22 protein-coding genes are annotated in these 23,893 nt (G+C 70.5%); 7 read left to right on the forward strand and 15 right to left on the reverse strand.

Annotation, left to right across the window (positions count from 1 at the left end):
• Positions 1-43: 43 nt before the first annotated feature.
• On the reverse strand, positions 44-442 hold the full coding sequence (locus tag EKE94_RS09875; RefSeq protein WP_127906449.1) for a hypothetical protein: 399 nt from the start codon (positions 440-442) through the stop codon (positions 44-46).
• A 138-nt stretch (positions 443-580) separates the two neighbouring features.
• On the opposite strand from EKE94_RS09875, the gene EKE94_RS09880 reads away from it, so the two are divergent.
• On the forward strand, positions 581-1,228 hold the full coding sequence (locus EKE94_RS09880; protein ID WP_127906450.1) for a carbonic anhydrase: 648 nt from the start codon (positions 581-583) through the stop codon (positions 1,226-1,228).
• 240 nt (positions 1,229-1,468) lie between these two features.
• On the opposite strand, the gene EKE94_RS09885 is transcribed toward EKE94_RS09880, so the two are convergent.
• The 5 genes from EKE94_RS09885 to EKE94_RS09905 form a co-directional block, all read right to left on the reverse strand.
• Positions 1,469-1,999 carry a DUF3035 domain-containing protein gene (locus tag EKE94_RS09885; RefSeq protein ID WP_127906451.1) on the reverse strand — a complete coding sequence of 177 codons (531 nt, stop codon included), beginning with the start codon at positions 1,997-1,999 and terminating at the stop codon, positions 1,469-1,471.
• Positions 2,000-2,073: 74 nt separating this feature from the next.
• Complete coding sequence (lspA, locus tag EKE94_RS09890) at positions 2,074-2,556, reverse strand: signal peptidase II (RefSeq protein ID WP_127906452.1); 483 nt, start codon at positions 2,554-2,556, stop codon at positions 2,074-2,076.
• Between the two features lie 7 nt (positions 2,557-2,563).
• Positions 2,564-4,147: a bifunctional phosphoribosylaminoimidazolecarboxamide formyltransferase/IMP cyclohydrolase gene (purH, locus tag EKE94_RS09895; protein ID WP_127906453.1), complete on the reverse strand. Its 1,584-nt coding sequence runs from the start codon at positions 4,145-4,147 to the stop codon at positions 2,564-2,566.
• Between the two features lie 14 nt (positions 4,148-4,161).
• A complete protein-coding gene (locus EKE94_RS09900; RefSeq protein ID WP_127906454.1) occupies positions 4,162-5,931 on the reverse strand; it encodes a heparinase II/III family protein in 1,770 nt (589 codons plus the stop codon).
• 379 nt (positions 5,932-6,310) lie between these two features.
• Positions 6,311-7,585, reverse strand: a complete 1,275-nt coding sequence (locus EKE94_RS09905) for an RsmB/NOP family class I SAM-dependent RNA methyltransferase (protein ID WP_127906455.1) — start codon at positions 7,583-7,585, stop codon at positions 6,311-6,313.
• A 212-nt stretch (positions 7,586-7,797) separates the two neighbouring features.
• Here EKE94_RS09905 and EKE94_RS18900 point away from each other — a divergent pair, with 212 nt between their 5' ends.
• Positions 7,798-7,953: a DUF1674 domain-containing protein gene (locus EKE94_RS18900; protein ID WP_235856006.1), complete on the forward strand. Its 156-nt coding sequence runs from the start codon at positions 7,798-7,800 to the stop codon at positions 7,951-7,953.
• Positions 7,954-8,439: 486 nt separating this feature from the next.
• On the opposite strand, the gene argH is transcribed toward EKE94_RS18900, so the two are convergent.
• Positions 8,440-9,837, reverse strand: coding sequence for an argininosuccinate lyase (argH, locus tag EKE94_RS09915; protein WP_127906457.1), 1,398 nt, complete (start codon positions 9,835-9,837; stop codon positions 8,440-8,442).
• Positions 9,838-9,853: 16 nt separating this feature from the next.
• Here argH and EKE94_RS09920 point away from each other — a divergent pair, with 16 nt between their 5' ends.
• Positions 9,854-10,639: a TlpA family protein disulfide reductase gene (locus tag EKE94_RS09920; RefSeq protein WP_206615056.1), complete on the forward strand. Its 786-nt coding sequence runs from the start codon at positions 9,854-9,856 to the stop codon at positions 10,637-10,639.
• An 88-nt stretch (positions 10,640-10,727) separates the two neighbouring features.
• Here EKE94_RS09920 and EKE94_RS09925 read toward each other — a convergent pair whose 3' ends face one another.
• Positions 10,728-11,312: a DNA-3-methyladenine glycosylase I gene (locus tag EKE94_RS09925; RefSeq protein ID WP_127906458.1), complete on the reverse strand. Its 585-nt coding sequence runs from the start codon at positions 11,310-11,312 to the stop codon at positions 10,728-10,730.
• 184 nt (positions 11,313-11,496) lie between these two features.
• Here EKE94_RS09925 and EKE94_RS09930 point away from each other — a divergent pair, with 184 nt between their 5' ends.
• The 3 genes from EKE94_RS09930 to EKE94_RS09940 all read left to right on the forward strand — a co-directional run bounded on the left by EKE94_RS09930 (position 11,497) and on the right by EKE94_RS09940 (position 14,721).
• Entirely contained in the window at positions 11,497-12,537 is a 1,041-nt protein-coding gene (locus EKE94_RS09930) for an EAL domain-containing protein (protein WP_235855973.1), read from the forward strand.
• Positions 12,538-12,640: 103 nt separating this feature from the next.
• Entirely contained in the window at positions 12,641-13,813 is a 1,173-nt protein-coding gene (locus EKE94_RS09935; protein WP_127906459.1) for an acetyl-CoA C-acetyltransferase, read from the forward strand.
• Positions 13,814-13,848: 35 nt separating this feature from the next.
• Positions 13,849-14,721: a patatin-like phospholipase family protein gene (locus EKE94_RS09940; protein WP_127906460.1), complete on the forward strand. Its 873-nt coding sequence runs from the start codon at positions 13,849-13,851 to the stop codon at positions 14,719-14,721.
• 581 nt (positions 14,722-15,302) lie between these two features.
• Here the strand turns inward: EKE94_RS09940 and EKE94_RS09945 are convergent.
• The 3 genes from EKE94_RS09945 to EKE94_RS09955 form a co-directional block, all read right to left on the reverse strand.
• Complete coding sequence (locus EKE94_RS09945) at positions 15,303-15,470, reverse strand: YdcH family protein (RefSeq protein WP_127906461.1); 168 nt, start codon at positions 15,468-15,470, stop codon at positions 15,303-15,305.
• A gap of 100 nt (positions 15,471-15,570) precedes the next feature.
• Positions 15,571-16,491 carry a tRNA1(Val) (adenine(37)-N6)-methyltransferase gene (locus EKE94_RS09950; protein WP_127906462.1) on the reverse strand — a complete coding sequence of 307 codons (921 nt, stop codon included), beginning with the start codon at positions 16,489-16,491 and terminating at the stop codon, positions 15,571-15,573.
• Positions 16,488-16,709 (reverse strand): putative signal transducing protein, encoded by a 222-nt coding sequence (locus EKE94_RS09955; protein ID WP_127906463.1) that lies wholly within the window; start codon positions 16,707-16,709, stop codon positions 16,488-16,490. Before EKE94_RS09955 ends, EKE94_RS09950 begins: the two co-directional genes overlap by 4 nt.
• 75 nt (positions 16,710-16,784) lie before the next feature.
• Between EKE94_RS09955 and EKE94_RS09960 the strand changes: the two genes are divergently transcribed.
• Entirely contained in the window at positions 16,785-17,777 is a 993-nt protein-coding gene (locus EKE94_RS09960) for a polyprenyl synthetase family protein (protein WP_127906464.1), read from the forward strand.
• Positions 17,778-18,071: 294 nt separating this feature from the next.
• On the opposite strand, the gene EKE94_RS09965 is transcribed toward EKE94_RS09960, so the two are convergent.
• From EKE94_RS09965 to EKE94_RS09980, 4 genes are all read right to left on the reverse strand, one after another.
• The gene (locus tag EKE94_RS09965) at positions 18,072-18,926 is read right to left on the reverse strand and encodes a 4-(cytidine 5'-diphospho)-2-C-methyl-D-erythritol kinase (protein ID WP_127906465.1); all 855 of its coding nucleotides are present in this window, start codon (positions 18,924-18,926) and stop codon (positions 18,072-18,074) included.
• A 39-nt stretch (positions 18,927-18,965) separates the two neighbouring features.
• Positions 18,966-20,813 carry a tetratricopeptide repeat protein gene (locus EKE94_RS09970; protein WP_127906466.1) on the reverse strand — a complete coding sequence of 616 codons (1,848 nt, stop codon included), beginning with the start codon at positions 20,811-20,813 and terminating at the stop codon, positions 18,966-18,968.
• Positions 20,814-21,069: 256 nt separating this feature from the next.
• On the reverse strand, positions 21,070-22,722 hold the full coding sequence (locus EKE94_RS09975) for an electron transfer flavoprotein-ubiquinone oxidoreductase (protein ID WP_127906467.1): 1,653 nt from the start codon (positions 22,720-22,722) through the stop codon (positions 21,070-21,072).
• A 79-nt stretch (positions 22,723-22,801) separates the two neighbouring features.
• Positions 22,802-23,893 carry a phosphatase PAP2 family protein gene (locus EKE94_RS09980; RefSeq protein WP_127906468.1) on the reverse strand — a complete coding sequence of 364 codons (1,092 nt, stop codon included), beginning with the start codon at positions 23,891-23,893 and terminating at the stop codon, positions 22,802-22,804.

Genomic DNA, 23,893 nt, shown 5'->3' on the forward strand with positions numbered 1-23,893 from the left:
CCAAGTGTCGCGCTCCGTACGGGAACGCGCCGTGGCCTGCCGTTCAGCCGCGCGCGACGGCGGTGCGCGGCAGGGCCTCGGACACGCCGCGTACCAGCCGCCCCAGCCGGTCGAGGTTCGCGGCGAGCGCCGGGGTGTCGTGACGCGAGGACAGCATCGCCACCCGTGCCGCCACCAGCGCGGGCAGGTCGAGCCCCAGCGGCGTGCAGATAGCCCCGATCTCTTCGCTGACCTGCGCCAGCCGCGCGAAGCGTCCCGCCTGAAAGGCAGCCTCGGCAAAGGCCATCGTATCGGCAAGATCGTCGAGGATCCCGCACATCGCCTGCCGCGCCCAGCGGCGCGCATCGCCACCATCCGTGCAGGACAGGAACTGGGCCAGCCGGTCGGGATCGACCGAGACGGGTTCGACCGGACGAAGCCGGATGGGGGCGGTCTGGGACATGGTCTATCGATCCTTCTGCTCGCCCGAGACATGACATATCAAGCTGAACAAAACCTTGTCCCGCGCCCGGAAGAGCCTCGCATTTCGCGCAATTTGCAGTATTTACCCGCCAACGCTCACGAACCCGAGGAACGCATCATGGATCATATCCGCCCCCTCCCCGCCTATCTCGTGCAGCGCTACCACGGCTGGCGCGCGACCAGTTTTGCCGAGAACCGCTCGTGGTATCGCCGGCTGGCCGACGAAGGCCAGCGCCCGCGCGCCATGGTGATCTCGTGCTGCGACAGCCGGGTGCACGTCACCTCGATCTTCGGCGCCGAGCAGGGCGAATTCTTCATCCACCGCAACATCGCCAACCTCGTCCCGCCCTACGAACCCGACGGCGACCATCACGGCACCTCGGCCGCGGTCGAATTCGCGGTGACATCGCTCAAGGTCGCGCACCTGATCGTGCTGGGGCATTCGCGCTGCGGCGGGGTGCAGGGCTGCTATCACATGTGTTCCGGCCACGCGCCCGAACTGGACGAAAAGACCAGCTTTGTCGGCCGCTGGATGGACATCCTGCGGCCGGGCTTCGCCCGCCTGCCCGAGGGCGACGACGCCACCCGCCAGCAGGCGCTGGAGTTCGAGGCGGTGAAGGTATCGCTGGAGAACCTGATGACCTTCCCCTTCATCGCCGAACGGGTGGAAAGCGGGGATCTGTCGCTGCACGGATTGTGGAACGATATCGCAGAGGGTGGGCTTATGGCGCTCGACCCGCGCGACGGGTCCTTCCACCCGGTCTGATGCCTGGGCCCCGAAGGCCGGTCGCACCGGCCCTCGCCGTCCTCCTGCACCCACCCCGCACAGGCGGCGGGACATGTCGTCGGGGCCCGTCGCAGGACCCTGGGGGATCGGCCTCGGACGTCATCCCCTGCCGCCACTCTTGACCCTGCACTGCGTCAGGTCGGGGCCATGGCGACATGCGGCGTATCCGGCCGGGGCAGGGTCGGGCGGGGCGGGCCGGTCGACGCCGACGCGCGGGGTTCAGTCCTGCTGCTCTTCCAGCCCTTCGGGCGGGGCGGCCGGCGTGCGCACGCCGGCGGCGCGGAACCGGTCGAGTTCGCGATACTGGTCCAGCGCCTGCGGACCATAGGCGTCGTAGTAGACGTTGACGTCGAAGACCCGCTCAAGCAGGCGGCCGTTGCGGCGGCTGCGGAACTCGGCATCGGCCTGCGCCAGTTCGCGCCGGATCCCGGGGTCCGTGCCGAAGCGCGTGGCATGGCCCACCAGCGCGGAATCGCGCACGCCGCCACCCACGACCCGCGTCCCGTCGCCGCCCAGCGCGGCCACCGCATCGGCGGCGGGGGTGGGATCGGCACGGTTGGCGCCACCCGGCGTGGGCGCGGGCAGCGCCGCGAAATCCTCGGGCGCCTGCAGGGCCTTGGGCGGCAGAATCGCGAATTCGTCCGGTCCCTCCCCGGTCGAGCGCAGGTTCATCAGCCCGTCGTCGTCCGAGCAGCCCGCAAGCAGCGCCAGCGCCGCAACGCCCGTGATGATGCCTGACCGTGCCCGCATGCGCGCCCTCCTGCCCCGTCGGGGTTCCGACGTTTCCGTTGCCCGTGGTGTCTTATCCGATCGCCACCGGGGCGTCACGGGGTCTTCTTCCTGTCCGGCTTGCGGCCGGTGAACAGCAAAAGCCCCCCCGCCCCCACGAAGATCGCGATATCGGCGACGTTGAAGGCATAGGGGTTCTCGATCCCGCAGCAGGTGACGTTCAGGAAATCCGCCACCGCGCCGTAGATGATGCGGTCGAGCACGTTGCCCAGCGCCCCGCCCACCAGAAGACCGGCGGACATCAGCCCCCAGCGGCCCGGCGGATCGCGCCACATCCACACCAGCACCCAGCCCGAGATCGCCAGCGCCAGCGCCACCAGCACCCAGCGCATGATGTCGGCATCATGCGAGAAGAGCCCGAAGTTCACCCCCCGGTTCCATGCCATGCGGAAGGAAAGCCAAGGCGGCAGGACATCGATCGTGCCGACCGAGCGCAGGTTGGCGACATTCACGACGAGGACCTTGGTGATCTGGTCGATCATGAAGGTCAGCGCCGCTGTCCGGAACAGAAGCCTCATGCCGACCTCAGTGCCGGAAATGGCGCATGCCGGTGAAGACCATGGCCAGCCCCGCCTCGTCCGCCGCCTCGATCACCTTGTCGTCGCGCATCGACCCACCCGGCTGGATCACCGCCGTGGCCCCCGCCGCCGCCGCGGTCAGAAGCCCGTCGGGAAAGGGAAAGAACGCGTCCGAGGCCACGACCGAGCCGCGCGTCGGCGGCTCGGGCATCTGCAGCGCGCCGGCCATGTCCACGGCCTTCTGCGCGGCGATGCGGGTGGAATCGACCCGGCTCATCTGGCCCGCGCCCACGCCCACGGTGGCATCGGCCCTGGCATAGATGATCGCGTTCGATTTCACGTGCTTCGCCACGGTCCAGGCGAACATCAGGTCGCGCATCTCTTCCTCGGACGGCTGCCGCTTGGTCACGACCTTGAGGTCGGCGGGATGGCCCACGTCCTTGTCCTGCACCAGGAACCCGCCCGAGACCTGTTTCAGGATCAGCCCCGGGGTTTCCGGATCGGCCAGGTCCTCGGTCGTCAGAAGCCGCAGGTTCGGCTTTTTCGCGAAGACCTCGCGCGCCGCGTCGTCGGCACCGGGGGCGATGACGACCTCGGTGAAGATCTGGGTGATCGCTTCGGCCGTTTCGGCGTCCAGCGGCATGTTCAGCGCGACGATGCCGCCGAAGGCCGACACGCGGTCGCAGTCATAGGCCTTGGCATAGGCCTCGGCCAGCGTGGCACCGCGGGCCACGCCGCAGGGGTTGGCATGCTTGATGATGGCGCAGGCGGGTCCGTCCTCGGGTCGGAATTCGCTGACCAGCTCGAAGGCGGCGTCGGTGTCGTTGATGTTGTTGTAGGACAGCGGCTTGCCCTGGTGCGTCTGCGCCGTGGCCACGCCGGGACGGTTGCTGCCGTCGGTGTAGAAGGCCGCCGCCTGATGCGGGTTCTCGCCGTAGCGCATGCTGAGCGCCAGCGTCCCGGCCACCGCGCGGCGGCGCGGCTGCGCCTCGCCCAGCGCGCCGGCCATCCAAGTCGACACGGCGGCGTCGTAGGCGGCGGTGCGCGCATAGGCCGTCTGCGCCAGCTTCTGGCGGAAGGCGTAGGTCGTGGCGCCGTCATTGGCGTCGAGCTCGGCCAGAAGCGGGTCGTAATCCTCGACATCCACGACGACCGAGACGAAGCCGTGGTTCTTGGCGCCCGCGCGGATCATCGCCGGGCCGCCGATGTCGATGTTCTCGATGCAATCGTCGTAGGCCGCGCCCTTGGCGACCGTCGCCTCGAACGGGTAGAGGTTCACGACCAGTAGGTCGATGCCGCCGATCCCGTGCTCTTCCATCGCGCGCCTGTGCTCGGGGTTGTCGCGCAGGGCCAGCAGGCCGCCATGCACGCCGGGGTGCAGCGTTTTGACCCGGCCGTCCATCATCTCGGGAAAGCCCGTGACGTCCGCCACGTCGCGCACGTCGAGCCCGGCGTCGCGCAGGGCGCGCGCCGACCCGCCGGTCGAGAGCAATTCGACACCGCGGGCGGCCAGCGCCTGACCCAGCTCGACGAGCCCGGTTTTGTCGGACACCGAGATCAGCGCGCGGCGGACGGGGGAAAGGTCGGTCATGAAAAGGTCCTTGGTCATGTCAAATCGGTCAGGGCGAGCCCGTCGTCGCGATGCAGGTCGCGCACCACGTCGGGCGTGGCGTCGTCCTTGGCAAGCGACCAGCTTACCCGGGTCGCATACTCTCTTGCGGCGGAAGATAGAACGACCTGTTTTGTCGCGCGCGGTGCCAGGCGCCCGACTTGCAGGTAAACGCTGCCCTCGATCGTCATCGCCGCCTGCCCGCGATGCCGCAGGCGCCAGACCTCACCGCTTTTCAGCGTCAGGATCGCCGCGGTGCCGTCGGCGTCCATCTCGGCCTCGACATCGGGGTGCAGGTGAAAGCGCAGGCGGAACGGGATGCCGTCGTACCCGCTGTCGTCCAGGGCGCGGTCGAACCGGGCCTCGTCGGCGCGTTCGACGGTGGCCAGCACGTCCTCGCCGTCCAGCGATCGGCCGTCGATGCCAAGGTGAAGCTGGCGCACATGGGTCAGGCCGTGGGTCGCGATATAGCCGTCATGCCCGGCGATCAGCCCGCTCGACCGGTCCGACATCCGCCGTTCCAGCCGCACGTCGCGGGGCACGTCCAGCAAAAGCTCGGCCCGCTCGCCGCTGGCCAGCCCACCGGGCCCCAGCCGGGACGAGGAATAGCCCTCGATCGCCAGCGTCGAATGCGACGCGGTGGCACGGCCGGCGCGGCGCCATTTCTCGCCGAAGGGGGCGCCCGAGCCGCAGCTGACGATAAGCGGGCGGCGGCCCGACGTCAGCTCGAACGCCAGCGTCGAGGCATGTGCGTTGGCCGAACTTGCCCCCTGCGGCGGCGACGCGGCATCGAGGATCAGGGTGGTTCGGCCATGCGACAGGCGGGCGAACCCCATGGGCTGGCTGGGCACCTGCACCTCGTTGCGGCGCAGGTACGGCGCCGCCGAGGCCAGCGCCCGGTCCAGCCGCCCCTCCAGCCCCGCGCCACCCCCGTGGAACCGCGCCAGCCCGCCGTCGCCGTGCCGCAGCGCGCGCAGCAGCGGGGCGATCCGGGCCAGCGCCTGCCCATGCGCCTGCCCCGGCCGCCGCCCCGCTGCCTCCAGCGCGGCCGCGGCCCATGCCAGGTGCGCGAAGATCGCCAACAGCTCCTCGGGGTTGCGGCTGACGATGCCGCCGGCGCCATCGAGGTGCCCGGAGCAGTCGCGTGCCAGCCATTTCTGTGCCTGCGCCACGTGCCGGTCCAGCCCGGTCAGCGCGAGAGAGGCCAGCAAAAGCGCGGTCATCGCCTCGATCCGGGGCAGGCCCGCCGGGGCCGCGGCGCCCCGGCGCGACAGGAACCGGACATGGCGGCCAAGCGCCAGGGCAAGGCGGTCGCGCTGCACGGGCGTCGCGGCACGGCCCAGCGTGTCGGCATGATGCAGGAACCGGATCAACCGCCGCCCCGCCAGCTCGGGGCGCCACCCCGGGCCGGTGCCGCCACCGTAGCGGCGCACCCAGTCATGGGTCCAGTCGCGCATCCGCTGCGCGGGCGCGGCCCCGGTCGCAGCGGCCAGGTCGTCGAGCCAGAGGAAGGCGTGCAGTTCCGCATCGAACCGCGGGCCGGGGCTGGGCAGGTCCCACGGCGCGGTCCCGGGCGCCTCGACCAGGGTGCCTGCGAACAGGAACTGCCCGCGCGCCAGGTCATGGCCGCGCTGCGCGCGCCCGATCGAGATCGGTTCGGGCATGGCGACAAAGCCGCCGGGCGTGCGCGCCAGCAGCGCCAGGCGCGCCTGCCAGCGATCCATCAGGCGATTGCGCTTTGCGCTCCAGCTTTCACGCTCATTCATGCGGGCGGACGGGGCCTCGCTTCCTGCGGGTCATCGCGCGGCAGCATAAGGCCAAACGCCCCGATATGTCATCGCCCGAATTCGGCACCGCGGCGCCAAGGGGCGCAAATGGCGAACACGCGGCGCAGGACGGGCACAGGGGAAAAGGCGCGAGGGAAAGGGCCCGGGGAACGACAGCACCGGCGGGCAAGAGAGCCGGGACGAAGGAGCACCCGGTGACGGGGCGGGCCATCGCAGACGGGGCGGGCCATCGCAGGCCAGCACCCCGCCTCTTCTGCGTCGGCGCACCGGTACGGGCCCGGACACCGGACGACGCGCCGCCGGGCCCGGGGCGCGGGCGGCGCGCGAAGGGACCTGCACGGCACCGCCGGGCGCGGGATCAGGCGGGGCGGCGCAGGACGGTGATGAAGAACCCGTCCATCCCGCCGCGATCGGCCCAATAGTCGGGGCGCAGGCGCAGGCCCTCGGGCCCGATCCAGCCGGGCTCGACGCCAGGCAGGGCCAGGGCGGCGGTCTCGACCCCCAGCCCCGGGTGCCGGCCCAGCGCATCGCGAACCTGCTCCTCGCCCTCGTCGATCAGCAGCGAACAGGTGCAGAAGACCACCCGCCCGCCGGGCCGGACCAGCGTCAGAGCGCGGTCGATCAGCCGCTCCTGCAGCGCGAAGAGCTCGGGGAACCCGCCGCCGTCCTTGGCATGGGGCAGATCGGGGTGGCGCCGGATCGTGCCGGTCGCCGTGCAGGGCGCATCGAGCAGCACCGCGTCGAAGGGCTGCGCGGCGGTATGCTCCAGCGCGTCGGCGACCACGGTCTCGGCCGTCAGGCCGCAGCGGGCGAGGTTCTCGGCCACCCGCGCCATCCGCCGCTGCGAGATATCCAGCGCGGTGACCTCGGCCCCCGCCGCCGCCAGTTGCAGCGTCTTGCCCCCCGGCGCGGCACAGAGGTCGAGCACCCTTTCGCCCCGCTCGGGCGCCAGCGCGCGGACCGGCAGCGCCGCGGCGGCGTCCTGCACCCACCACGCGCCCTCGTCATAGCCCGGCAGCGCCGAGACCTGCGGCGCGCCCGGAAGCCGCACCGATCCCGTGGGCAGCGCCTGCCCGCCCAGCCGTTCGGCCAGCGCCGCGGCATCGCCGTCGGCGGGGGTCAGGTCCAGCGGCGCGCCCGCGGCATGCGCCCGTTCGATCCCGGCGATGGCCTCCTTGCCGAAATCGGCGACAAGCGGCTTGCGCAGCCATTTCGGCAGGCGCGGTTCGGGCAGCGCGTCCCAGGCCGCCTGCCCGTCGCGCAGGACGTTGCGCAGGACCGCGTTGACCAGCCCCCCGCGCCGCGCGGTGGCGGCATTGGCGGCCACGATCCCCACCGCGGCATCGACCACGCCATGCGGGGCGGCGCCGTCGACCATCAGCTCGTAAAGGGCCAGCCGCAGCACGTTGTGGGTAAAGATGTCGGGGCGGTTGCGCAGCAGCGGACCCAACCGGCGGTCCGACCGGTCGAGCCAGCGCAGCGCGCCCTCGGCCAGCCGTTGCGCGCGGGCGCGGTCGCCGGGGCTCAGCCCCTCGACGGTGCGGGGCAGCGCGTCCGACAGCAGCCGGCCCTCCTCGAGCACGGCGCCCATCAGGGCGATGGCGGCGCGGCGGGGGGCCTCTCCGGGTTTCATGGGCGGGCCTCCTGGGGCGACGGGGGTGATGGGGCGGCGCGGTTGCCCGCCGCCGGGTGCGGCCATATATCAACCTGACGCGCCCCGGAACAAGGAGCCCCGCCATGGCCGACCATCCGACCCCCGCCCAACCGCCCGCCAAGGCCGCCGCCGACGCCCGCCAGCAGGCCGGGGCAGAGGCAGATACCGCGGCGCGCGACACCCGCGATGACCTGCCCCCCGCGGCACAGCGGGCGCTGGCCGAGGCCGAGGCGCGCCGGGCCCGGTCCGAGGGCCTGCACCTCGCCCCCGAGCTGGGCGGCCGCGACGGCCCCGAGCCCGTGCGCTACGGCGACTGGGAAAAGAAGGGCATCGCCATCGACTTCTGAGACGCGATGCCGGTCCGCGCATATCTCCGCCATCCGCCGGGCTTCTGACCCGCCGGAGTCAGAGCGAGGGTTTGCGATTCGCCTTCGTGCAGACGCACATTCATCCCGCCCACACCGCCGCGCCATGGTGACAGGGGGAATTCGGCCTCGCCGTCGGTCCTAGAAGGTCAGGGCAGACACGGCAGCCCCGACGCCTTTTGCAAACGGCGAAAACCCAGCTCGCGAACGGCGCGCGCGACGCCCAGCCGGGCCGTGCGGCATCGCAACCGGCATCGTTGGCCAACCTGCACGGGCGTCGGCGCCGAACGGCTCTGAGTCTCATATCCCGTGGTCCCGACGACCCCGTCGCCCGGGCATGAGGCGCGCGACGCAACAGCTGCCTTGATGCCGCGTGTCAGGCGGCCGTTCCGGAGAGCCCGACGCAAGACCGCCGCCCCGGCCGGGCCAGCGCCGGGTGCCGCAACCCCGGCAGCCCTGGCAGTCCCGTCAGCCCCGCGACAGGCGGGCGCGCCAGCCGGCGGCCTGCCGCTTCACCTGCTCGGGCGCGGTACCGCCGTAGCAGCTGCGGCTGGCGACCGAGGCCTCGACCGTCAGCACGTCGAACACACCCTCGGTGATCGCGGGATTGACCTCCTGCATCTCTTCCAGCGTCAGGTCGGGCAGATCGCAGCCCTTCGCCTCGGCCTTTGCGACCAGCGCGCCTGTGGCATGATGCGCCTCGCGGAAGGGCAGGCCCGCCTCGCGCACCAGCCAGTCGGCCAGGTCCGTCGCCGTGGAGAACCCCGACGCGGCGGCCCCGCGCAGCGCATCGCGGTTGGCGGTCATGTCGCCCACCATGCCGGTCATCGCCGCCAGCGCCAGCATCAGGCTGTCGGCCGCGTCGAAGACCTGCTCCTTGTCTTCCTGCATGTCCTTGGAATAGGCCAAGGGCAGGCCCTTCATCACCGTGAACAGCCCCACCGTCGCGCCCAGGATGCGGCCCAGCTTGGCCCGCAGCAGCTCGGCCGCGTCGGGATTGCGCTTCTGCGGCATGATCGACGACCCCGTCGACCAGCGGTCCGACAGACTGACGAAGCGGAACTGCGCCGAGGACCAGATCACCAGCTCTTCGGCCAGCCGCGACAGGTGCACCGCGGTGATCGACGCCGCCGACAAGAACTCGAGCGCGAAGTCGCGGTCGGACACGGCGTCGAGCGAGTTGGCGCAGGGGCGGTCGAAGCCCAGCGCCTCGGCCGTCATCTCGCGGTCGATCGGAAAGCCGGTGCCCGCCAGCGCAGCGGCACCGAGCGGGCTTTCGTTCATCCGCGCGCGGGCATCGCGAAAGCGCGAGGCGTCGCGGCCGAACATCTCGACATAGGCCATCATGTGGTGGCCCCAGGTGACGGGCTGCGCGGTCTGCAGGTGGGTGAATCCCGGCATCACCCACTCGGCCCCCGCCTCGGCCTGTTCGATCAGCGCGAATTGCAGCGCCTCGAGCCCGGTCATCGCGGCATCGATCTGGTCGCGGACCCACAGGCGGAAATCCGTCGCCACCTGGTCGTTGCGCGACCGCGCGGTGTGCAGGCGCCCGGCAACGGGACCGATCAGGTCCTTCAGCCGCGCCTCGACATTCATGTGGATGTCCTCGAGCGCGGTCGAGAAGACGAAGGATCCGTCCTCGATCTCTGACAACACCGTGAGAAGACCTTCCCGGATCGCCTCGGCCTCGGTAGGGTCGACAATGCCCGTGGCGCCCAACATGGCGGCATGGGCACGCGATCCCGCGATGTCCTGGGCGGCCAGCCGCCGGTCGTAGCCGATCGAGGCGTTGATCGCCTCCATGATTTCGTCCGGGCCGGCCGCGAAGCGTCCGCCCCACATCGCGTTCGAGGTTTGATCGGTCATGGAGCGCCCCCGGAATATGCTGAAACTCGTCGGATCCGCCTTCCTCTACACGGGCCTTCTGGCCGGTGCAAACGCGGCCCTCGCCGCCTCGCCCGAGCTTGAGGCGCTGCGCACGGGCGACATGGCCAAGATGAACCTGCACGACACGCCAAAGCCCGTCTCCGACGTGACCTTCACCGACCCGGACGAGGGCGAGCACACGCTTGGCGACTATGCCGGCAAGCATGTCCTTGTGAACTTCTGGGCCACGTGGTGCGCGCCCTGCCGCCACGAGATGCCGGCGCTCGACGCGCTGAACGAGGATCTGGGCGGCGACGCGTTCGAGGTCGTCACCATCGCCACGGGGCGCAACGCGCTGCCGGGGATCCAGAAGTTCTTTTCCGAGGAAGATGTCGAAAGCCTGCCGATCCTGCTGGACCCGCGGCAGGAGTTGGCGCGGGACATGTCGGTCCTGGGCCTGCCCATCAGCATCCTCGTCAACCCCGAGGGCGAAGAGATCGGACGCCTGCAGGGCGATGCCGACTGGGCCGGAGAAGACGCCCGTGCCCTGATCGCCGCCCTGATCGGCGACGGGGAGAGTGGCGCCGAAGAGACGGGCGAGGATGAGGACGCGTCCGTGGCGGCGGACGAAACGGACGGCAAGGACGCGCCCGAAACGGGCGACGCAACGACCACTACCACAGGTACGAGCACGGGCACCGACACGGGCACGGGCACGGGCACGGGAAAAAGCAATGGAACGGGCGCGAACGACGCCGCGCCGTCCTCTGACCGGGACGACCGCGGCGCCGACGAGGACTGACCGCGGCGCAGCGCGCCTGCCCCGTACCAGCCCGGCCCCATTCCGGCGTGGTCCCGGCCCTGTTCCGGCGCGGTGCCGGCCCCGGACCTCAGCCCATGGCGCGGCCCATGGCCTCGACCGGGGCGTGGCGGGGGCAGGTGACGAGGTGGTCGTTCGCCATGCCCACCGCCTCCATGAAGGCATAGACGATGGTCGGACCGCAGAACCGGAAGCCGTCGCGCCGGAGGTCCTTGGATATCTGCCGCGACAGGTCGGTGGCGGGCGGCACCTCGGCCTGGGTGGCATAGCGCGGCTGCAGGGGACGTCCGTCCACGTAGCGCCACAGGTAGTCCGCGAAGCCCTCGCGCGCCTCGATCTCGCACCACGCGCGGGCATTGCCGATTGTCGCCTCGATCTTGCCGCGGTGGCGCACGATGCCGGGATCGGCCAGACAGCGCAGCACCTCGGCCTCCCCCCACTGCGCGACGCGCTCGGGGTCGAACCCGTCGAAGGCGGCGCGGAAATTGTCGCGCTTGCGCAGGATGGTGATCCACGACAGCCCGGCCTGGAACCCGTCAAGCACCAGCTTTTCCCACAGCGCGCGGCTGTCGGTTTCGGGCACGCCCCATTCGGTGTCGTGATAGGCGACGTAAAGCGGATCGGTCCCGCACCAGTCGCATCGCCCCTCGGTCATAGCGTCACCCCTTCCTGCCGTGGCCTGCGCGTCGCGCGGCGCCAGCCTTAGCGCGGACACGTCCCCCGCGGCGACCCCCCGGAGGCCCTGGTACGCGCCCCACTTCGCGTCGGCCCGGCCCGGCGTTCATCAATCCTGAAGGCGAATCTGGCATTTCCTTGCCGGCAGAGGTGGAGGACACGCGATGCGACAGACCCCGACGACCCCGCACCCCGAGGCCGCGCCGCACGGGTCCGCGCAGATCCGCGCGAGGCTGCCGGACGAGGTCATGCCCGCCCCGTCCCCGCGCAGGCCGCAAAGCCCCCTGAACCATGCACTGCGCAGCCGCGACCGCGATGTCATAGCCCTGGTCGACCGGGCGGTGCGCGACCGCAACGTGATGCTGGCCTACCAGCCCGTCGTGCCCGCGGGGCGCGAAGACCGCCCGGCCTTTTTCGAAGGTCTGATCCGCATCCTGGACGATAATGGCCGCATCATTCCGGCACGCGACTTCATCGGCAGCATCGAGATGACGGAACTGGGCCGCCGGATGGACTGCCTCGCGCTTGAAGCCGGGCTTGCCACGCTGCGCGACCGTCCCGGGCTGCGGCTCTCGGTCAACATGTCGGCCCGCTCGATCGGCTATCCGGCGTGGCAACGCATGCTGAACCAGGGGCTGGACGCGCATCCCGGGATCGGCGACCGGCTGATCCTCGAGATCAGCGAAAGCTCGGCCATGCTGATGCCCGACATCGTGCAGGTCTTCATCTGCGATCTGCAGGCGCGCGGTGTCTCCTTCGCGCTGGACGATTTCGGCGCCGGCGCGATGGCGTTCCATCATCTCAAGTCGATGTGGTTCGATATCCTCAAGATCGACGGCAGCTTCGTCCGCGGTATCGTCCGCAGCCCCGAAAACCAGGCGGTGGTGCAGTCGATGACCGCGATCGCGCGACATTTCGACATGATCTCGATCGCCAGCAAGGTGCAATCGGGCGACGACGCGCGATGGCTGGACATGGCGGGCGTCGACTGCCTGCAGGGCTACTATTACGGCGCCCCCACGATCCGCCCCCGGTGGGAGACCGACACACAGCCAGCGGGCGCCACCCAACCGATCGCCGTGCCGGGATCCATCGTCGTGCCCGCGCGCGTCGGCAACCGGTTCGGCCCCCACCCGGGGCCCGGGCGGGGCGGCCCCCTCAGCCCGGTCCGGCCGGTGCCCGAACCGGCGCGACCGCACAGCTGACGCAACACGGTGTTGTGCTGTCCCGCGCCGGGCCCTACGTCTTTCAGGGTACGGCGGGGAAACTCTCCGCCACTCGGCTTGAACGAGAGGGAGAGGATACCTGATGACGAATGTTGTGATCGCCTCCGCCGCGCGCACCGCGGTGGGCAGCTTCAACGGCGCCTTCGCCGCAACGCCCGCGCACGAACTGGGCGCCGCCGTGCTGGAGGCCGTCGTCGCCCGTGCCGGCATCGACAAGGCCGAGGTCAGCGAAACCATCCTGGGCCAGGTCCTGACCGCCGGTCAGGGCCAGAACCCGGCGCGGCAGGCGCATATCCTGGCCGGGCTGCCCGAAACCTCGGCCGCCTGGGGCATCAACCAGGTCTGCGGCTCGGGCCTGCGCGCGGTCGCGCTGGGCGCCCAGCACATCCAGCTGGGCGATGCCGCGATCATCGCGGCCGGCGGGCAGGAAAACATGTCGATGGCGCCGCATTGCCAGACCCTGCGCAACGGCCAGAAGATGGGCGACATCAAGCTGGTCGACACGATGATCAAGGACGGTCTCTGGGACGCCTTCAACGGCTACCACATGGGCAACACGGCCGAGAACGTCGCCGAGAAATGGCAGATCAGCCGCGACACCCAGGACGAATTCGCCGTCGCCAGCCAGAACAAGGCCGAGGCGGCGCAGAAGGCCGGCAAGTTCAAGGACGAGATCGCGGCCTTCACCGTCAAGGGCCGCAGGGGCGACACCGTGGTCGAGGATGACGAGTACATCCGCCACGGCGCCAATATCGAGGCGATGCAGAAGCTGCGCCCGGCCTTCGCCAAGGACGGCAGCGTGACCGCGGGCAACGCCAGCGGCATCAACGACGGCGCGGCCGCCACCCTTTTGATGTCCGCGGACGAAGCCGAGCGGCGCGGGATCGAGCCGCTGGCCCGCATCGTCAGCTACGCGACCGCGGGCCTCGACCCCGCGATCATGGGCGTGGGGCCGATCCACGCCAGCCGCCGCGCACTGGAAAAGGCCGGCTGGACGGCGCAGGATCTCGACCTTGTCGAGGCGAACGAGGCCTTTGCCGCGCAGGCCTGCGCGGTCAACAAGGAGATGGGCTGGGACCCCGAGATCGTGAACGTCAACGGCGGTGCGATCGCCATCGGCCACCCCATCGGCGCCTCGGGATGCCGCGTGCTCAACACCCTGCTGTTCGAGATGAAGCGCCGCGGCGCCAAGCGCGGGCTTGCCACGCTGTGCATCGGTGGCGGCATGGGCGTCGCCCTCTGCGTGGAGCGCTGAGGCTTGCGGCGTCCCGACATCGCGATCTGCGGCGCATGACGGCGCCGCAGTCCCCCGGCACGCGCGCCCCCGACTGGCCCTACGAGCAGGTGGTGTTTTCGGGCGGCGGGCTGCGCTGTTTCTGGCAGGGCGGCTTTGTCGAGGAGATCACAGCCGACCGCCGTCTGCGCCCCGACCGCGTCACCGGCGTGTCGGGCGGAGCCCTGTCGGCTGCGTGCTTTTTGGGCGGGCGCGATCGCGATCTTCTGCGCGCCATGGCCCGGGCGTTTTCGCATCAGGACGGCAACTCGCCGCTGCACACGCAGGAGGGGGATGGCCTGACCCCGCACCAGCGGATCTATCGCAAGGTGGTCGAGGAGGTTCTGGACGAGGCCGCGCAGGCGCGCATCGCCGACGGCCCCGCCTTCCAGATCCTGCTGGGCCATCCGCCGAAGGTCATTCCGCCCCGTTTGGGCGGCACGCTCGCCGCCTTCGTCTACGAGGCCGAGCTGCACCTGCGTTCGGCCCCGCGGTTCGGCTGGACCGGGCTGGCCGGGGTCGACAGCAGCCTGATCGACGCCCGCGCGGCGGCGCGGCAAAGGCAACTGGCCGACCTGGTCATCGCGGCGGCGACGATCCCCCCGATCTTCGACCTGCCGACATGGGAGGGACGGGCGGTGATCGACGGCGGCATGACCAGCCAGGTTCCCCTGCCCGATCCCAACCACGGCGAGACGCTGATCCTGCTGACGCGGCATTACAAGACCCTGCCGCACGGACCGGGCTGCACCTTCGTCGAACCGTCCGAGGAAGCGCCGGCGGACAAGATCGATTTTTCCGATCCCGAGAAGATCGAACGGACCTGGGCCCTGGGCCAGCGCGACGGACGCGCGTGGCTGGGCACCTCCGGCGCGCGCGAGGGGGCGTGACCTGACGGATTTGACGCCTGCCCGACGGTCTTGCGGTCGGGGCCTCAAGCTCCGCACTGCCCCCCGACCTGCGCATGATCGCTCAGCATGTGAGCCATCAACACGGGCCGGATCGACACCGCCCGGATCAACACGGGCCACATCAACACGGGCCGGATCGGCGCGGGGCTGCCAGTTGAGACGTTTCCGCGGCCCTGGCGAACCCCAGATAGAGCGGTGACAGGTCCAGAGGCCCCGGGCCGTGCGGAGGATCAGGGCCGAAACCGGTTGGTCCGGCTCAGGATATTTCGGAACAGAATCGTCCGCCCCAGGAAACTCCGCTGGCGCGGATCTGGCATCGACAGGCCGCGGGCGACGCAAGTCACCCGGGTCACATGCGGGGTCAACGGATGCAAAACGGCTGGCTGGACCTAGGATTGCTCGCCGTCTTGCCTGGTGCCGGCGACATCCGGGTCGCCGGCCTCCTGTCCTTTTGCGGCCTCGGTCGGGTCACGGCGACCGGGCGGCACGGGGGGCGATCGCGACCGCCCCGCCGGAAGATCATCATGGATGGTGGCCCGCTCGGCGCGGTCCGGTTGCGCCTAGTGTGGGCTCAACCGCTCGATCTGTTCCTTCAGAAGCAATTTTTGCTTCTTCAGGTGACTGAGTTGAAGCGCATCGGAGCCGGGGTTTCTCTGTTCGGCCTCGACGCGGGCGGACAAGGTCTGGTGCTTCTTCCGCAGCTCGGAAATATGCGAAGTCAGGGACATCGTCGGCCTCCTCTATGATGGCTGTATGAAAGATTGCACCACAAAGGCCGCCCCGTGTCACCGTTTCGTTGCCCGATTCCTTCGAATAAGAGACATTTTGCTAATCCGGCCAGGGGATCGGCGACGCATCGCGCAACACTGCCCGGATTTCCGGGCGATAGTCTTCACGATCACGTAGGTGCCGGTCGCCGGGATGCAGGATCAGCGGCGCATGCAGGCGCAGCCCCGCCCGCCCGGCCTGCCACGCGCGTAGAATCACCAGCTTGGCCTCGCGCCCTTCGCGCGCCGCGAGGGGAAGGACCGAAACCGAACCCAGGTGCCCCGGCAGCGCGGCCAGCAGGTCGCGCAGGCGGGCGGCCGGGATAATCACGCTCAGGCAGCCGCGCGGCGCCACCCGCCGCCCCGCCACGGCCATCCATTCCGACAGCGGCGTCTCCTCGCCCAGCGCCGCCTCGCGCCCCGCGTCGGGCGACCGCGCGGTGGGGGTGCGGGCAAGGTAGTAGGGCGGATTGGCGATGACATGGTCGTAGCGGCGCTGCCGCAGGCTGTCGGGCATCGCGCGCAGATCGCCAGTTGCCACCTCGAACGCCTGCCCCGCGGCAGCTCCGTTGCGGCGGGCAAGATCCGCGTAGAGCGGCTGGCGTTCGATGCCGAATAGCGTCAGCCCCGGCACCCGCACGCCCAGGCACAGCGCGGCCGCCCCGACGCCGCAGCCCAGGTCCAGAACGCTCTGCCCCGCCCGGGCGGGAACGGCGGCGGCCAGCAGGACGGGGTCCACCCCAGCCCGATAGCCGCGCGCAGGCTGCAACAGGTGCAGCCGTCCGCCCAGAAAGGCGTCATGCGTTTCGGGCCCGGCCGGGTGGGGGGCCTGCGGATCGTCGGGCCCATCGGCGGGCGCATCGGCAAAGGGATCGACACAGGGATCAGCCAGCGGCGCGGCAGGCGCCTCTGCCGTGGCGGGTCGGGCGGCGTCGCGGCGGGCCCCGGTTCCGGCGTCACGGCAGATGGTCTTCCGCGTCATGGCCGCTCGGACGGTTCGATGTCGTTGTCGCGCAGGATCGCCCGGGCGAGGTGTGCATCGGGCCGGGGCACCATCAGGCGCCGCGGCAGAATGCCCACCGAGCCTTCGAGGGCGCTCATATGGACGTCCATCTCGAAGCATCTTATACCCTCCCCCTCAAGAAGGACCTTGGCGAAAGCGATGAGGGTCGGGTCGTTGGTGCGGATGAGTTCGATCATGTCGACGCCATGTAAACGACGCGCGGCGGCTCTTGTCGAGCGTCGAGGCACAAGGCCCCCGAGGGACGAGGATCGATGGACCAGGTGATCGCGAAACCGCACGAGAGACTTGCCGCCGCCCTCGCCGGGGATCTGGCCGATGTGACGACCCTGATCCGGGCGCGCATGGTGTCCGAGCACGCGCCCCGCATCGACGATATCGCGGCCCACCTGATCGAGGCCGGAGGCAAGCGCATCCGCCCGATGCTGACCCTCGCCGCCGCGCGCCTGTTCGGCTACGACGGGCCCTATCACGTGCACCTGGCGGCGACGGTCGAGTTCATCCATACCGCGACCCTGCTGCACGACGACGTCGTCGACGAAAGCGATCAGCGGCGCGGCCGGCCCACGGCGAACCTTCTGTGGGACAACACGTCGAGCGTGCTGGTGGGCGATTACCTCTTCGCCCGCGCCTTCCAGCTGATGGTCGAGCCCGGATCGCTCGAGGTGCTGGGCATCCTGTCGAACGCCGCGGCGACCATCGCCGAGGGCGAGGTGCTGCAGCTGACCGCGGCGCGCAACCTTGCCACCGGACGCGACACCTATCTCAAGATCGTGCGCGGCAAGACGGCGGCGCTGTTCTCGGCGGCGACGGAATCGGGCGCGCTGATTTCCGGGGCCGCGCCCGAACAGGTCGCGGCGCTGCGCGAGTACGGCGATGCGCTGGGGATCGCGTTCCAGATGGCCGACGACCTGCTGGACTGGATGGGCGGGGCCGAGACGGGCAAGAACGTGGGCGACGATTTCCGCGAGCGGAAGATGACGCTGCCGGTGATCCATGCCGTCGCCGCCGCCGAGGGCGAAGAGCGCGCCTTCTGGTCCCGGGTGATCGAGGCGGGCGACCAGCGCGACGGCGACCTGGAGACGGCGCGCGACCTGCTCGACCAGCACGGTGCGCTCGGGGCCGTGCGGCAGGAGGCGCTGGACTGGGCCGCGCAGGCACGCGCGGCGCTGGCCACGCTGCCCGATGGCCCGTTCAACGACATGCTGTCTGATCTGGCGGACTACGTCGTTTCGCGCATCGCCTGACGGGCATCGCCTGACGGGCATCCGTCTCGCTGGTGCCGCGCAGCCCGGGGCAGGGCGCCTCGGGGCCTCAGACCAAGGCGCCCGCGGCGCCGTGCCCCGCCGTGATCCGATCTGATCCGCGTCGATCCAGCAAGCGATCCCCCGCGCCGCCGTGGCCGGCCATGTTCGGGCCCTCATGAGGTCACCCTATAAGATCCGGCTGGTTCGTGCCCTGCCCGCTTGTCCCGACAGATCTGTGCCCTGCCCGGCCTCGCCCCCTGCGGCACAGAGGGTGACGGCCGCGGGCCCGGGCCGTCAGAGACGGCGCGCCGCGGCGGATTCGGGGGGGATCAGGCCGGCGGCGGCGACCCACCATTGCCCATGCGCGGCGCGAAGGGATGCGGCCGCGGCATCGGCGGCGGGGCGGCTGTCGAAGATCCCGAAACAGGTCCCGCCCGACCCCGACATGCGCGCCAGCAGGCACCCCTCGGTCGCGGCGATCCGGGCCAGCGCCACGCCGATGGCGGGGGCGGTGGCGCGGGCGGGATCCTCAAGATCGTTGCGCTGCACGGCAAGCCATTGCGCCATCTCAGCAGCGTCCCGCCATGCCGGAAAATCCCGCGGCAGGGGCGCGTTGTCGCGTCGGGCGAGCCCGGCAAAGACGGGGCCCGTCGGCACCGCGACGTCCGGCGTGACCAGAACCAGATGCAGCGGCGGCAACGGCGGCACCGGCGAAAGAACCTCGCCGATACCCGACATCCGGGCGGGCGCGGCGGGCAGGCAGACCGGCAGGTCGGCCCCCAGCGGAAGCACGTCGGGCAAGGCACGACCGTCGAGCGCGGCCAGCGCCCGCAGGGTTGCGGCGGCATCCGACGACCCACCGCCGATCCCGCCCGCGGCAGGCAGATGCTTGTCCAGCGTGATCCGCGCGGGCGCGCCGCCCGCCAGCCGCGCCGCCCGCAGCACGAGGTTGTCGTCGCCCGTGGGCACCCCCGCGGACCGCGGACCAGTGACCGTCAGCCCCCAATCCGGGGCGGGTTCGACCGTGACGCGGTCGCCCACGTCGGCAAAGACCACGAGCGAGTCGAGCAGGTGGTAGCCGTCGTCGCGCCGCCCGGTGACGTGCAGCGCAAGGTTGACCTTGGCAGGCGCCGATGCCGCGGCCTTCATCGGGCCCGGGCCCCCGTCGGCCCCGGCCTTGATCGGCCCTCAGCCCCCATTGGCGACCGATAGCGGGGCGCCGCCCTCTTCGCGCAGCACCGCGTCCAACCCGACGTCGAGCTTGCGTCGGATGCGGTCGGCATCGACCTCGCCAGATTCGGTATTGTCGACGAAGGACAGCGCGCGGCGCCACTGGAACTCGGCCTCGAGCGTTCGGCCAACGGCCCAGTAGACGTCGCCAAGATGGTCGTTCACCACCGGGTCGATCGGCATCAGCTCGACCGCCCGCTCCATCGGGGCGACGGCCTCGTCGTAGCGGCCCAGCCGGTAGAAGGCCCAGCCGAGCGAGTCCGTGATGTGACCGGAATCGGGACGTGCGGCGACGGCCTGCTCGATCATATCAAGCGCCTCGTCCAGCTGCTCGCCCTTTTCGACATAGGAATAGCCGAGGTAATTCAGCACCTGCGGCTGACCCGGCCGCAGCTCCAGCGCCTTGCGGAAATCGGCCTCGGCCTGCCCCCAGCGTTCGGTTCGTTCGCGGGCGATGCCGCGGGCGAAATAGACGATCCACTGTCCCTCTTCGGGTTCGTCGAAGCTGGCAATGGCGCGATCATAGGCCTGCGCGGCCTCGTCGAACCGTTCCTCGGCGCGCAGGGTATCGCCCAGCGTCACCTCGATCATCGGGTTGCCGGGGTCCAGTTCAGTCAGTTGGCGCATCACCTCGACCGCGGCATCGACCTTGCCCGAGGCGCGCAACGCCTCGGCCCGGCCCAGCTCGGCGGCGGCAAAGGCGGGATCGTCGCGGGGGATGCGGCGCAGCACCTCGATCGCCAGGTCGTAACGTTCAAGGCTTTCCAGCAGGGCGGCGGTCAGCAGGATCGCCTCGGTATGGCCCGGGCGCAGGTAGGCGGTCATCCGGGAGTAGAGGATGGTGTAGGTCTGCTCGGCGTCGCTGCCCGACAGGGCGTTGGCGATGGTGTGATAGATCTCGGCCACCCCGTCCGAAGGCTGGCGAACGATGTCGAACTCAAGCGTTTCGCCCGCGGCGAGCCGGTCGATCACCGCCTCGATCGCGTCGTCGGGAGAGCCGCCGAAATATTCGTCGATCAGCGCCAGCGCATCGGCGTTGCGGTCAAGCTGGCTGAGGATCTGGGCATGGGCCACCACGCCCCGCCGGGTCAGCCGCAGCCCGCCCCGATCCTCGTCCGACAGGATGTCGTCGGCCGCCGCGAAATCGCCGTCCGCGGCCAGCGCCAGCGCCTTGTGATAAAGCCCGAAGGGTTCGACCCCCTCGCGCGTCGCGATGGCATCGAAGGTGTCCATCGCCGCGCCGGGTTCGTCGGCGCCGATCAGGGCCCAGCCGCGCATCAGGTCGTCGAAGAGCGCGCTGACCGAAAGCCCCGCATCGAGACCGTCCAGAGCGTCCTGCCAGCGCCCCTCTTGCGCGGCTTCGCCCAACAGCACGAGGCTTGCCACCTCGCTGCGGGCGCCGGTCTGCATCAGCCGCTGCGACAGCTCGACCGCGCCGGGGATGTTGCCTGCCGCGATGTGCGAGATGATCGCGGTGTCGAGCAGGTTCACGTTGCCGGGATCCTCGGCCATCGCGCGGGCGAAGAACTCGATCGCCTGCCCGTAGTCGCTGTAGGCTGCGGCGTGCCGCGCGGCGAGGTAGGCGCCGGCATCCGTTTCGGCCGCGACCGGGAGGGCGGCGCTGCCCAGCGCGGCGCACACCAGACCGGCACGACCGAAACAGGCGCGAACCAAACCGGTGCGGACCAAACCGGCGCGGGCCAAACAGGCGCGGGCCAGACCCTTGCGGACCGGACCGGTCCGGGCCACGGCGCCACCGGCCGTCGAGGTGCGGGCGGCAGAGCGCAGGGACGAAAGACGAAGCATCGGCGTTCCTTTCGGGTCGGGCCTTTCGGGTCGGGCCTCTCAGATCGGGCCTTTCGGGCAGGGGCCCCTTTGGGGCTGGCAGTCGACGCGGACGGCGGGCGGCATCGCGGTCCCCCTGCCGACCGATCGGTGCAGCGTTCGGAATCCTATCCCGCACCCCGCGACGGCGCAACGCGGCCCTGCCCCCATGGTGTCATGACATTTGGTTGAGGATCGGTGCACACCGGCCCCGATCCCGCCCCCGGGCGCTCTGGCCCTACATGTTCGAGTAGTTTGGCCCGTCGCCCCCCTGCGGCACCGTCCAGACGATGTTCTGTGGCGGATCCTTGATGTCGCAGGTCTTGCAGTGCACGCAGTTCTGGAAGTTGATGACGAAGCGCGGCTCCTTGCCCTCTTCCTCGACGAATTCGTAGACGCCCGCGGGGCAGTAGCGCGACGAGGGCCCGGCGTATTGCGCCAGATCCACCTTCACCGGCACCTCGGGGTCCTTGAGCTTCAGGTGCGGCGGCTGGCTTTCGTCGTGGTTCGTGGCCGAGAAGCTGACATTGGTCAGCCGGTCGAAGCTGAGCTTGCCGTCGGGCTTGGGGTAGGCGATGGGCGTGTGGTCGGCGGCCTTGCCAGTCGCCGCGGCGTCCGTCTTGCCGTGGCTCTGGGTGCCGAAGACGGATCCGCCGAACAGGCTGTTCGTCCACATGTCGAAGCCGCCCAGCGCCATCGACGCCGACAGCCCGTATTTCGACCACATCGGCTTGACGTTGCGCACGCGCTTCAAGTCGCGGCCCACGGGCCCTTCGCGCAGTTCGGTGTCGTAGCCGTCCAGCACGTCGCCCGACCGCCCCTCGGACAACGCGGCATGCGCGGCTTCGGCGGCGGCCTTGCCCGACAGCATCGCGTTGTGGTTGCCCTTGATCCGCGGCACGTTCACGAGGCCGACGGAACAGCCCAGAAGCGCCCCGCCGGGGAAGACCGCGCGGGGCATCGACTGCCAGCCGCCTTCCGAGATGGCGCGCGCGCCGTAGCTGATGCGCTTGCCGCCCTCCAGCAGCTGCGCCAGCATCGGGTGATGCTTGAACCGCTGGAACTCCATGTAGGGGTAAAGGTGCGGGTTGGCGTAGTTCAGGTGCACCACGAAGCCCAGGTACACCTGGTTGTTCTCGGCATGGTAGATGAACGACCCGCCGCCCGCTTCCTTGCCCAGAGGCCAGCCCATGGTGTGCACCACGCGGCCCTCCTGGTGGTTCTCGGGGCGCACCTCCCAGATCTCCTTCATGCCCAGGCCGTATTTCTGCGGCTCGCGGCCCTCGGAGAGGTCGAATTCGGCGATCACCTGCTTGGACAGCGATCCGCGAACGCCTTCGGCAAGGAACACGTACTTGCCCCGCAGCTCCATCCCCGGTTCGTAGGAGGGGCCGGGCGTGCCGTCGGCGGCGCGCCCGAACTCGCCCGCGACGACGCCCGCGATGCGCCCGTCCTCACCGCGGACCAGCTCGGAGCACGACATGCCGGGGAATATCTCGACGCCCAGCGCCTCGGCCTGTTCGGCCATCCAGCGGCAGACCTGCCCCATCGAGACGATGTAGTTGCCGTGGTTCTTCATCAGCGGCGGCATCGGCCAGTGCGGCACGGTCACGCCACCGCCTTCGCCCAGCAGGTAGAACTTGTCCTGCCGGACCGGCACGGTGATCGGCGCGCCGCGGTCGCGCCAGTCGGGGATCAGGGCATCCAGCCCGCAGGGGTCCAGCACCGCACCCGACAGGATGTGCGCGCCGATTTCCGATCCCTTTTCCAGCAGGACGACATCGAGATCGGGGTCGAGCTGCTTCAGCCGGATCGCGGCGGACAGGCCCGCCGGGCCGCCTCCGACGATGACGACGTCATAGTCCATCGATTCGCGTGTCGTCTCGGCCACTTGGCACACTCCCCCGTGATTGGCATCGCGCCCTTCGGACGCTGGCTTTCCCCATCGTTAGAAAACCCCGCCCCGGGGGTCAATCGAGACGCCCGGTCGCGGGTTCCGCAGGCACGCCCTGCCGCACCCGCAGGGGCCCCGGCCCGCCCGCCGCGATCCGGCCGCGCCGCAGGTCGCGCCGCCAGAGCCACGCGCACAGCGCGGCCACCGCCAGGATCGAGGCATAGCCATCGACCGCGTAGTGCCAGCCCAGGTGCACCGACAGCACCTGGTACCACGCGATCAGCGCCAGCGCGGGCCAAAGCAGGCGCGGCATCCGCTCGGCCAGGTACAGCCCCACGACCGTCGCCATGGCGAGATGCACGCTGGGAAAGGCCGAGATGCCGCCGCCGAGCGACGGCGCCCCCGCCGCGTAGCTTTGCCACAGCGCCTCCTGCAGCCCGCCGATCCCGCCCGCGTCCCGGCTGAGGGCGCGCACTCCGTCCGAAAGCCCGGCAAAGCGGTCGCCCGTCAGCAGCTTGTCGTAAAAGACCGGCCCGGCCGACATGACAGCCCCGGCGACAAGGTTGCCAAGGCCCACCCAGGCAAAGAGATACAGCAGGATATAGCGCCGCCGCCGCCACGGATCGCCGTCGAGAAGACCCAGCAGCACCGGAAAATACATCGCCGGCACCAGCCACAGCGTGGAGTAGGTAAAGACCATCGGCGCGGTCGGCAGACCGGCCAGCGCCGCATGCGTCCAGCTCCACGGCGGATGGCCAAAGTGCAGGGCGCGGTCGAGGTCCGCCAGAACGGCATCGGCCCAGAACGGCACGGCCAGCGGCAGCGACTGCTTGACCAGGCTGAAGGTCAGGAAGAAGGCCGCGCACCCGGCCAGCATGGCAACGGCCCCGGGCAGGCGCGCCAGCACGCGCGACCAGGACATGGCGACCGACGGCAGCAGGATCAACAGCAGGATCACCGGCGCCACCCACCACCCCTGCACGAGAAAGTAGGTCATGACCTCGGGCACCGACAGGGCCAGTTGCCGCAGCAGGCCCGGGGCCCCGTCGCGGACCGCGACAACGAAGATCGCACCCCCGGCACAATACAGCGCAACCAGCGTCAGGAACAGCCGAACGCCGCTGTTGTCTTCCCGGGATATCTCCATTTCGACGAAACGCTGAATCAT

Origin of the sequence: Mesobaculum littorinae, from assembly GCF_004011175.1 — a bacterium.
Lineage (GTDB): Bacteria > Pseudomonadota > Alphaproteobacteria > Rhodobacterales > Rhodobacteraceae > Tranquillimonas > Tranquillimonas littorinae.

Excerpts from the sequence above, each read along its gene's own strand:
- lspA (WP_127906452.1), bottom strand. The coding sequence starts at position 2,556 with ATGAGGCTTCTGTTCCGGACAGCGGCGCTGACCTTCATGATCGACCAG.
- EKE94_RS09875 (WP_127906449.1), bottom strand. The coding sequence starts at position 442 with ATGTCCCAGACCGCCCCCATCCGGCTTCGTCCGGTCGAACCCGTCTCG.
- EKE94_RS09880 (WP_127906450.1), top strand. The coding sequence starts at position 581 with ATGGATCATATCCGCCCCCTCCCCGCCTATCTCGTGCAGCGCTACCAC.
- EKE94_RS09950 (WP_127906462.1), bottom strand. The coding sequence starts at position 16,491 with ATGACGCGGAAGACCATCTGCCGTGACGCCGGAACCGGGGCCCGCCGC.
- EKE94_RS09920 (WP_206615056.1), top strand. The coding sequence starts at position 9,854 with ATGCTGAAACTCGTCGGATCCGCCTTCCTCTACACGGGCCTTCTGGCC.
- purH (WP_127906453.1), bottom strand. The coding sequence starts at position 4,147 with ATGACCGACCTTTCCCCCGTCCGCCGCGCGCTGATCTCGGTGTCCGAC.
- argH (WP_127906457.1), bottom strand. The coding sequence starts at position 9,837 with ATGACCGATCAAACCTCGAACGCGATGTGGGGCGGACGCTTCGCGGCC.
- EKE94_RS09970 (WP_127906466.1), bottom strand. The coding sequence starts at position 20,813 with ATGCTTCGTCTTTCGTCCCTGCGCTCTGCCGCCCGCACCTCGACGGCC.
- EKE94_RS09900 (WP_127906454.1), bottom strand. The coding sequence starts at position 5,931 with ATGAATGAGCGTGAAAGCTGGAGCGCAAAGCGCAATCGCCTGATGGAT.
- EKE94_RS09925 (WP_127906458.1), bottom strand. The coding sequence starts at position 11,312 with ATGACCGAGGGGCGATGCGACTGGTGCGGGACCGATCCGCTTTACGTC.
- EKE94_RS09935 (WP_127906459.1), top strand. The coding sequence starts at position 12,641 with ATGACGAATGTTGTGATCGCCTCCGCCGCGCGCACCGCGGTGGGCAGC.
- EKE94_RS09930 (WP_235855973.1), top strand. The coding sequence starts at position 11,497 with ATGCGACAGACCCCGACGACCCCGCACCCCGAGGCCGCGCCGCACGGG.
- EKE94_RS09960 (WP_127906464.1), top strand. The coding sequence starts at position 16,785 with ATGGACCAGGTGATCGCGAAACCGCACGAGAGACTTGCCGCCGCCCTC.
- EKE94_RS09945 (WP_127906461.1), bottom strand. The coding sequence starts at position 15,470 with ATGTCCCTGACTTCGCATATTTCCGAGCTGCGGAAGAAGCACCAGACC.
- EKE94_RS09885 (WP_127906451.1), bottom strand. The coding sequence starts at position 1,999 with ATGCGGGCACGGTCAGGCATCATCACGGGCGTTGCGGCGCTGGCGCTG.
- EKE94_RS09965 (WP_127906465.1), bottom strand. The coding sequence starts at position 18,926 with ATGAAGGCCGCGGCATCGGCGCCTGCCAAGGTCAACCTTGCGCTGCAC.
- EKE94_RS09980 (WP_127906468.1), bottom strand. The coding sequence starts at position 23,893 with ATGATTCAGCGTTTCGTCGAAATGGAGATATCCCGGGAAGACAACAGC.
- EKE94_RS09905 (WP_127906455.1), bottom strand. The coding sequence starts at position 7,585 with ATGAAACCCGGAGAGGCCCCCCGCCGCGCCGCCATCGCCCTGATGGGC.
- EKE94_RS09940 (WP_127906460.1), top strand. The coding sequence starts at position 13,849 with ATGACGGCGCCGCAGTCCCCCGGCACGCGCGCCCCCGACTGGCCCTAC.
- EKE94_RS09955 (WP_127906463.1), bottom strand. The coding sequence starts at position 16,709 with ATGATCGAACTCATCCGCACCAACGACCCGACCCTCATCGCTTTCGCC.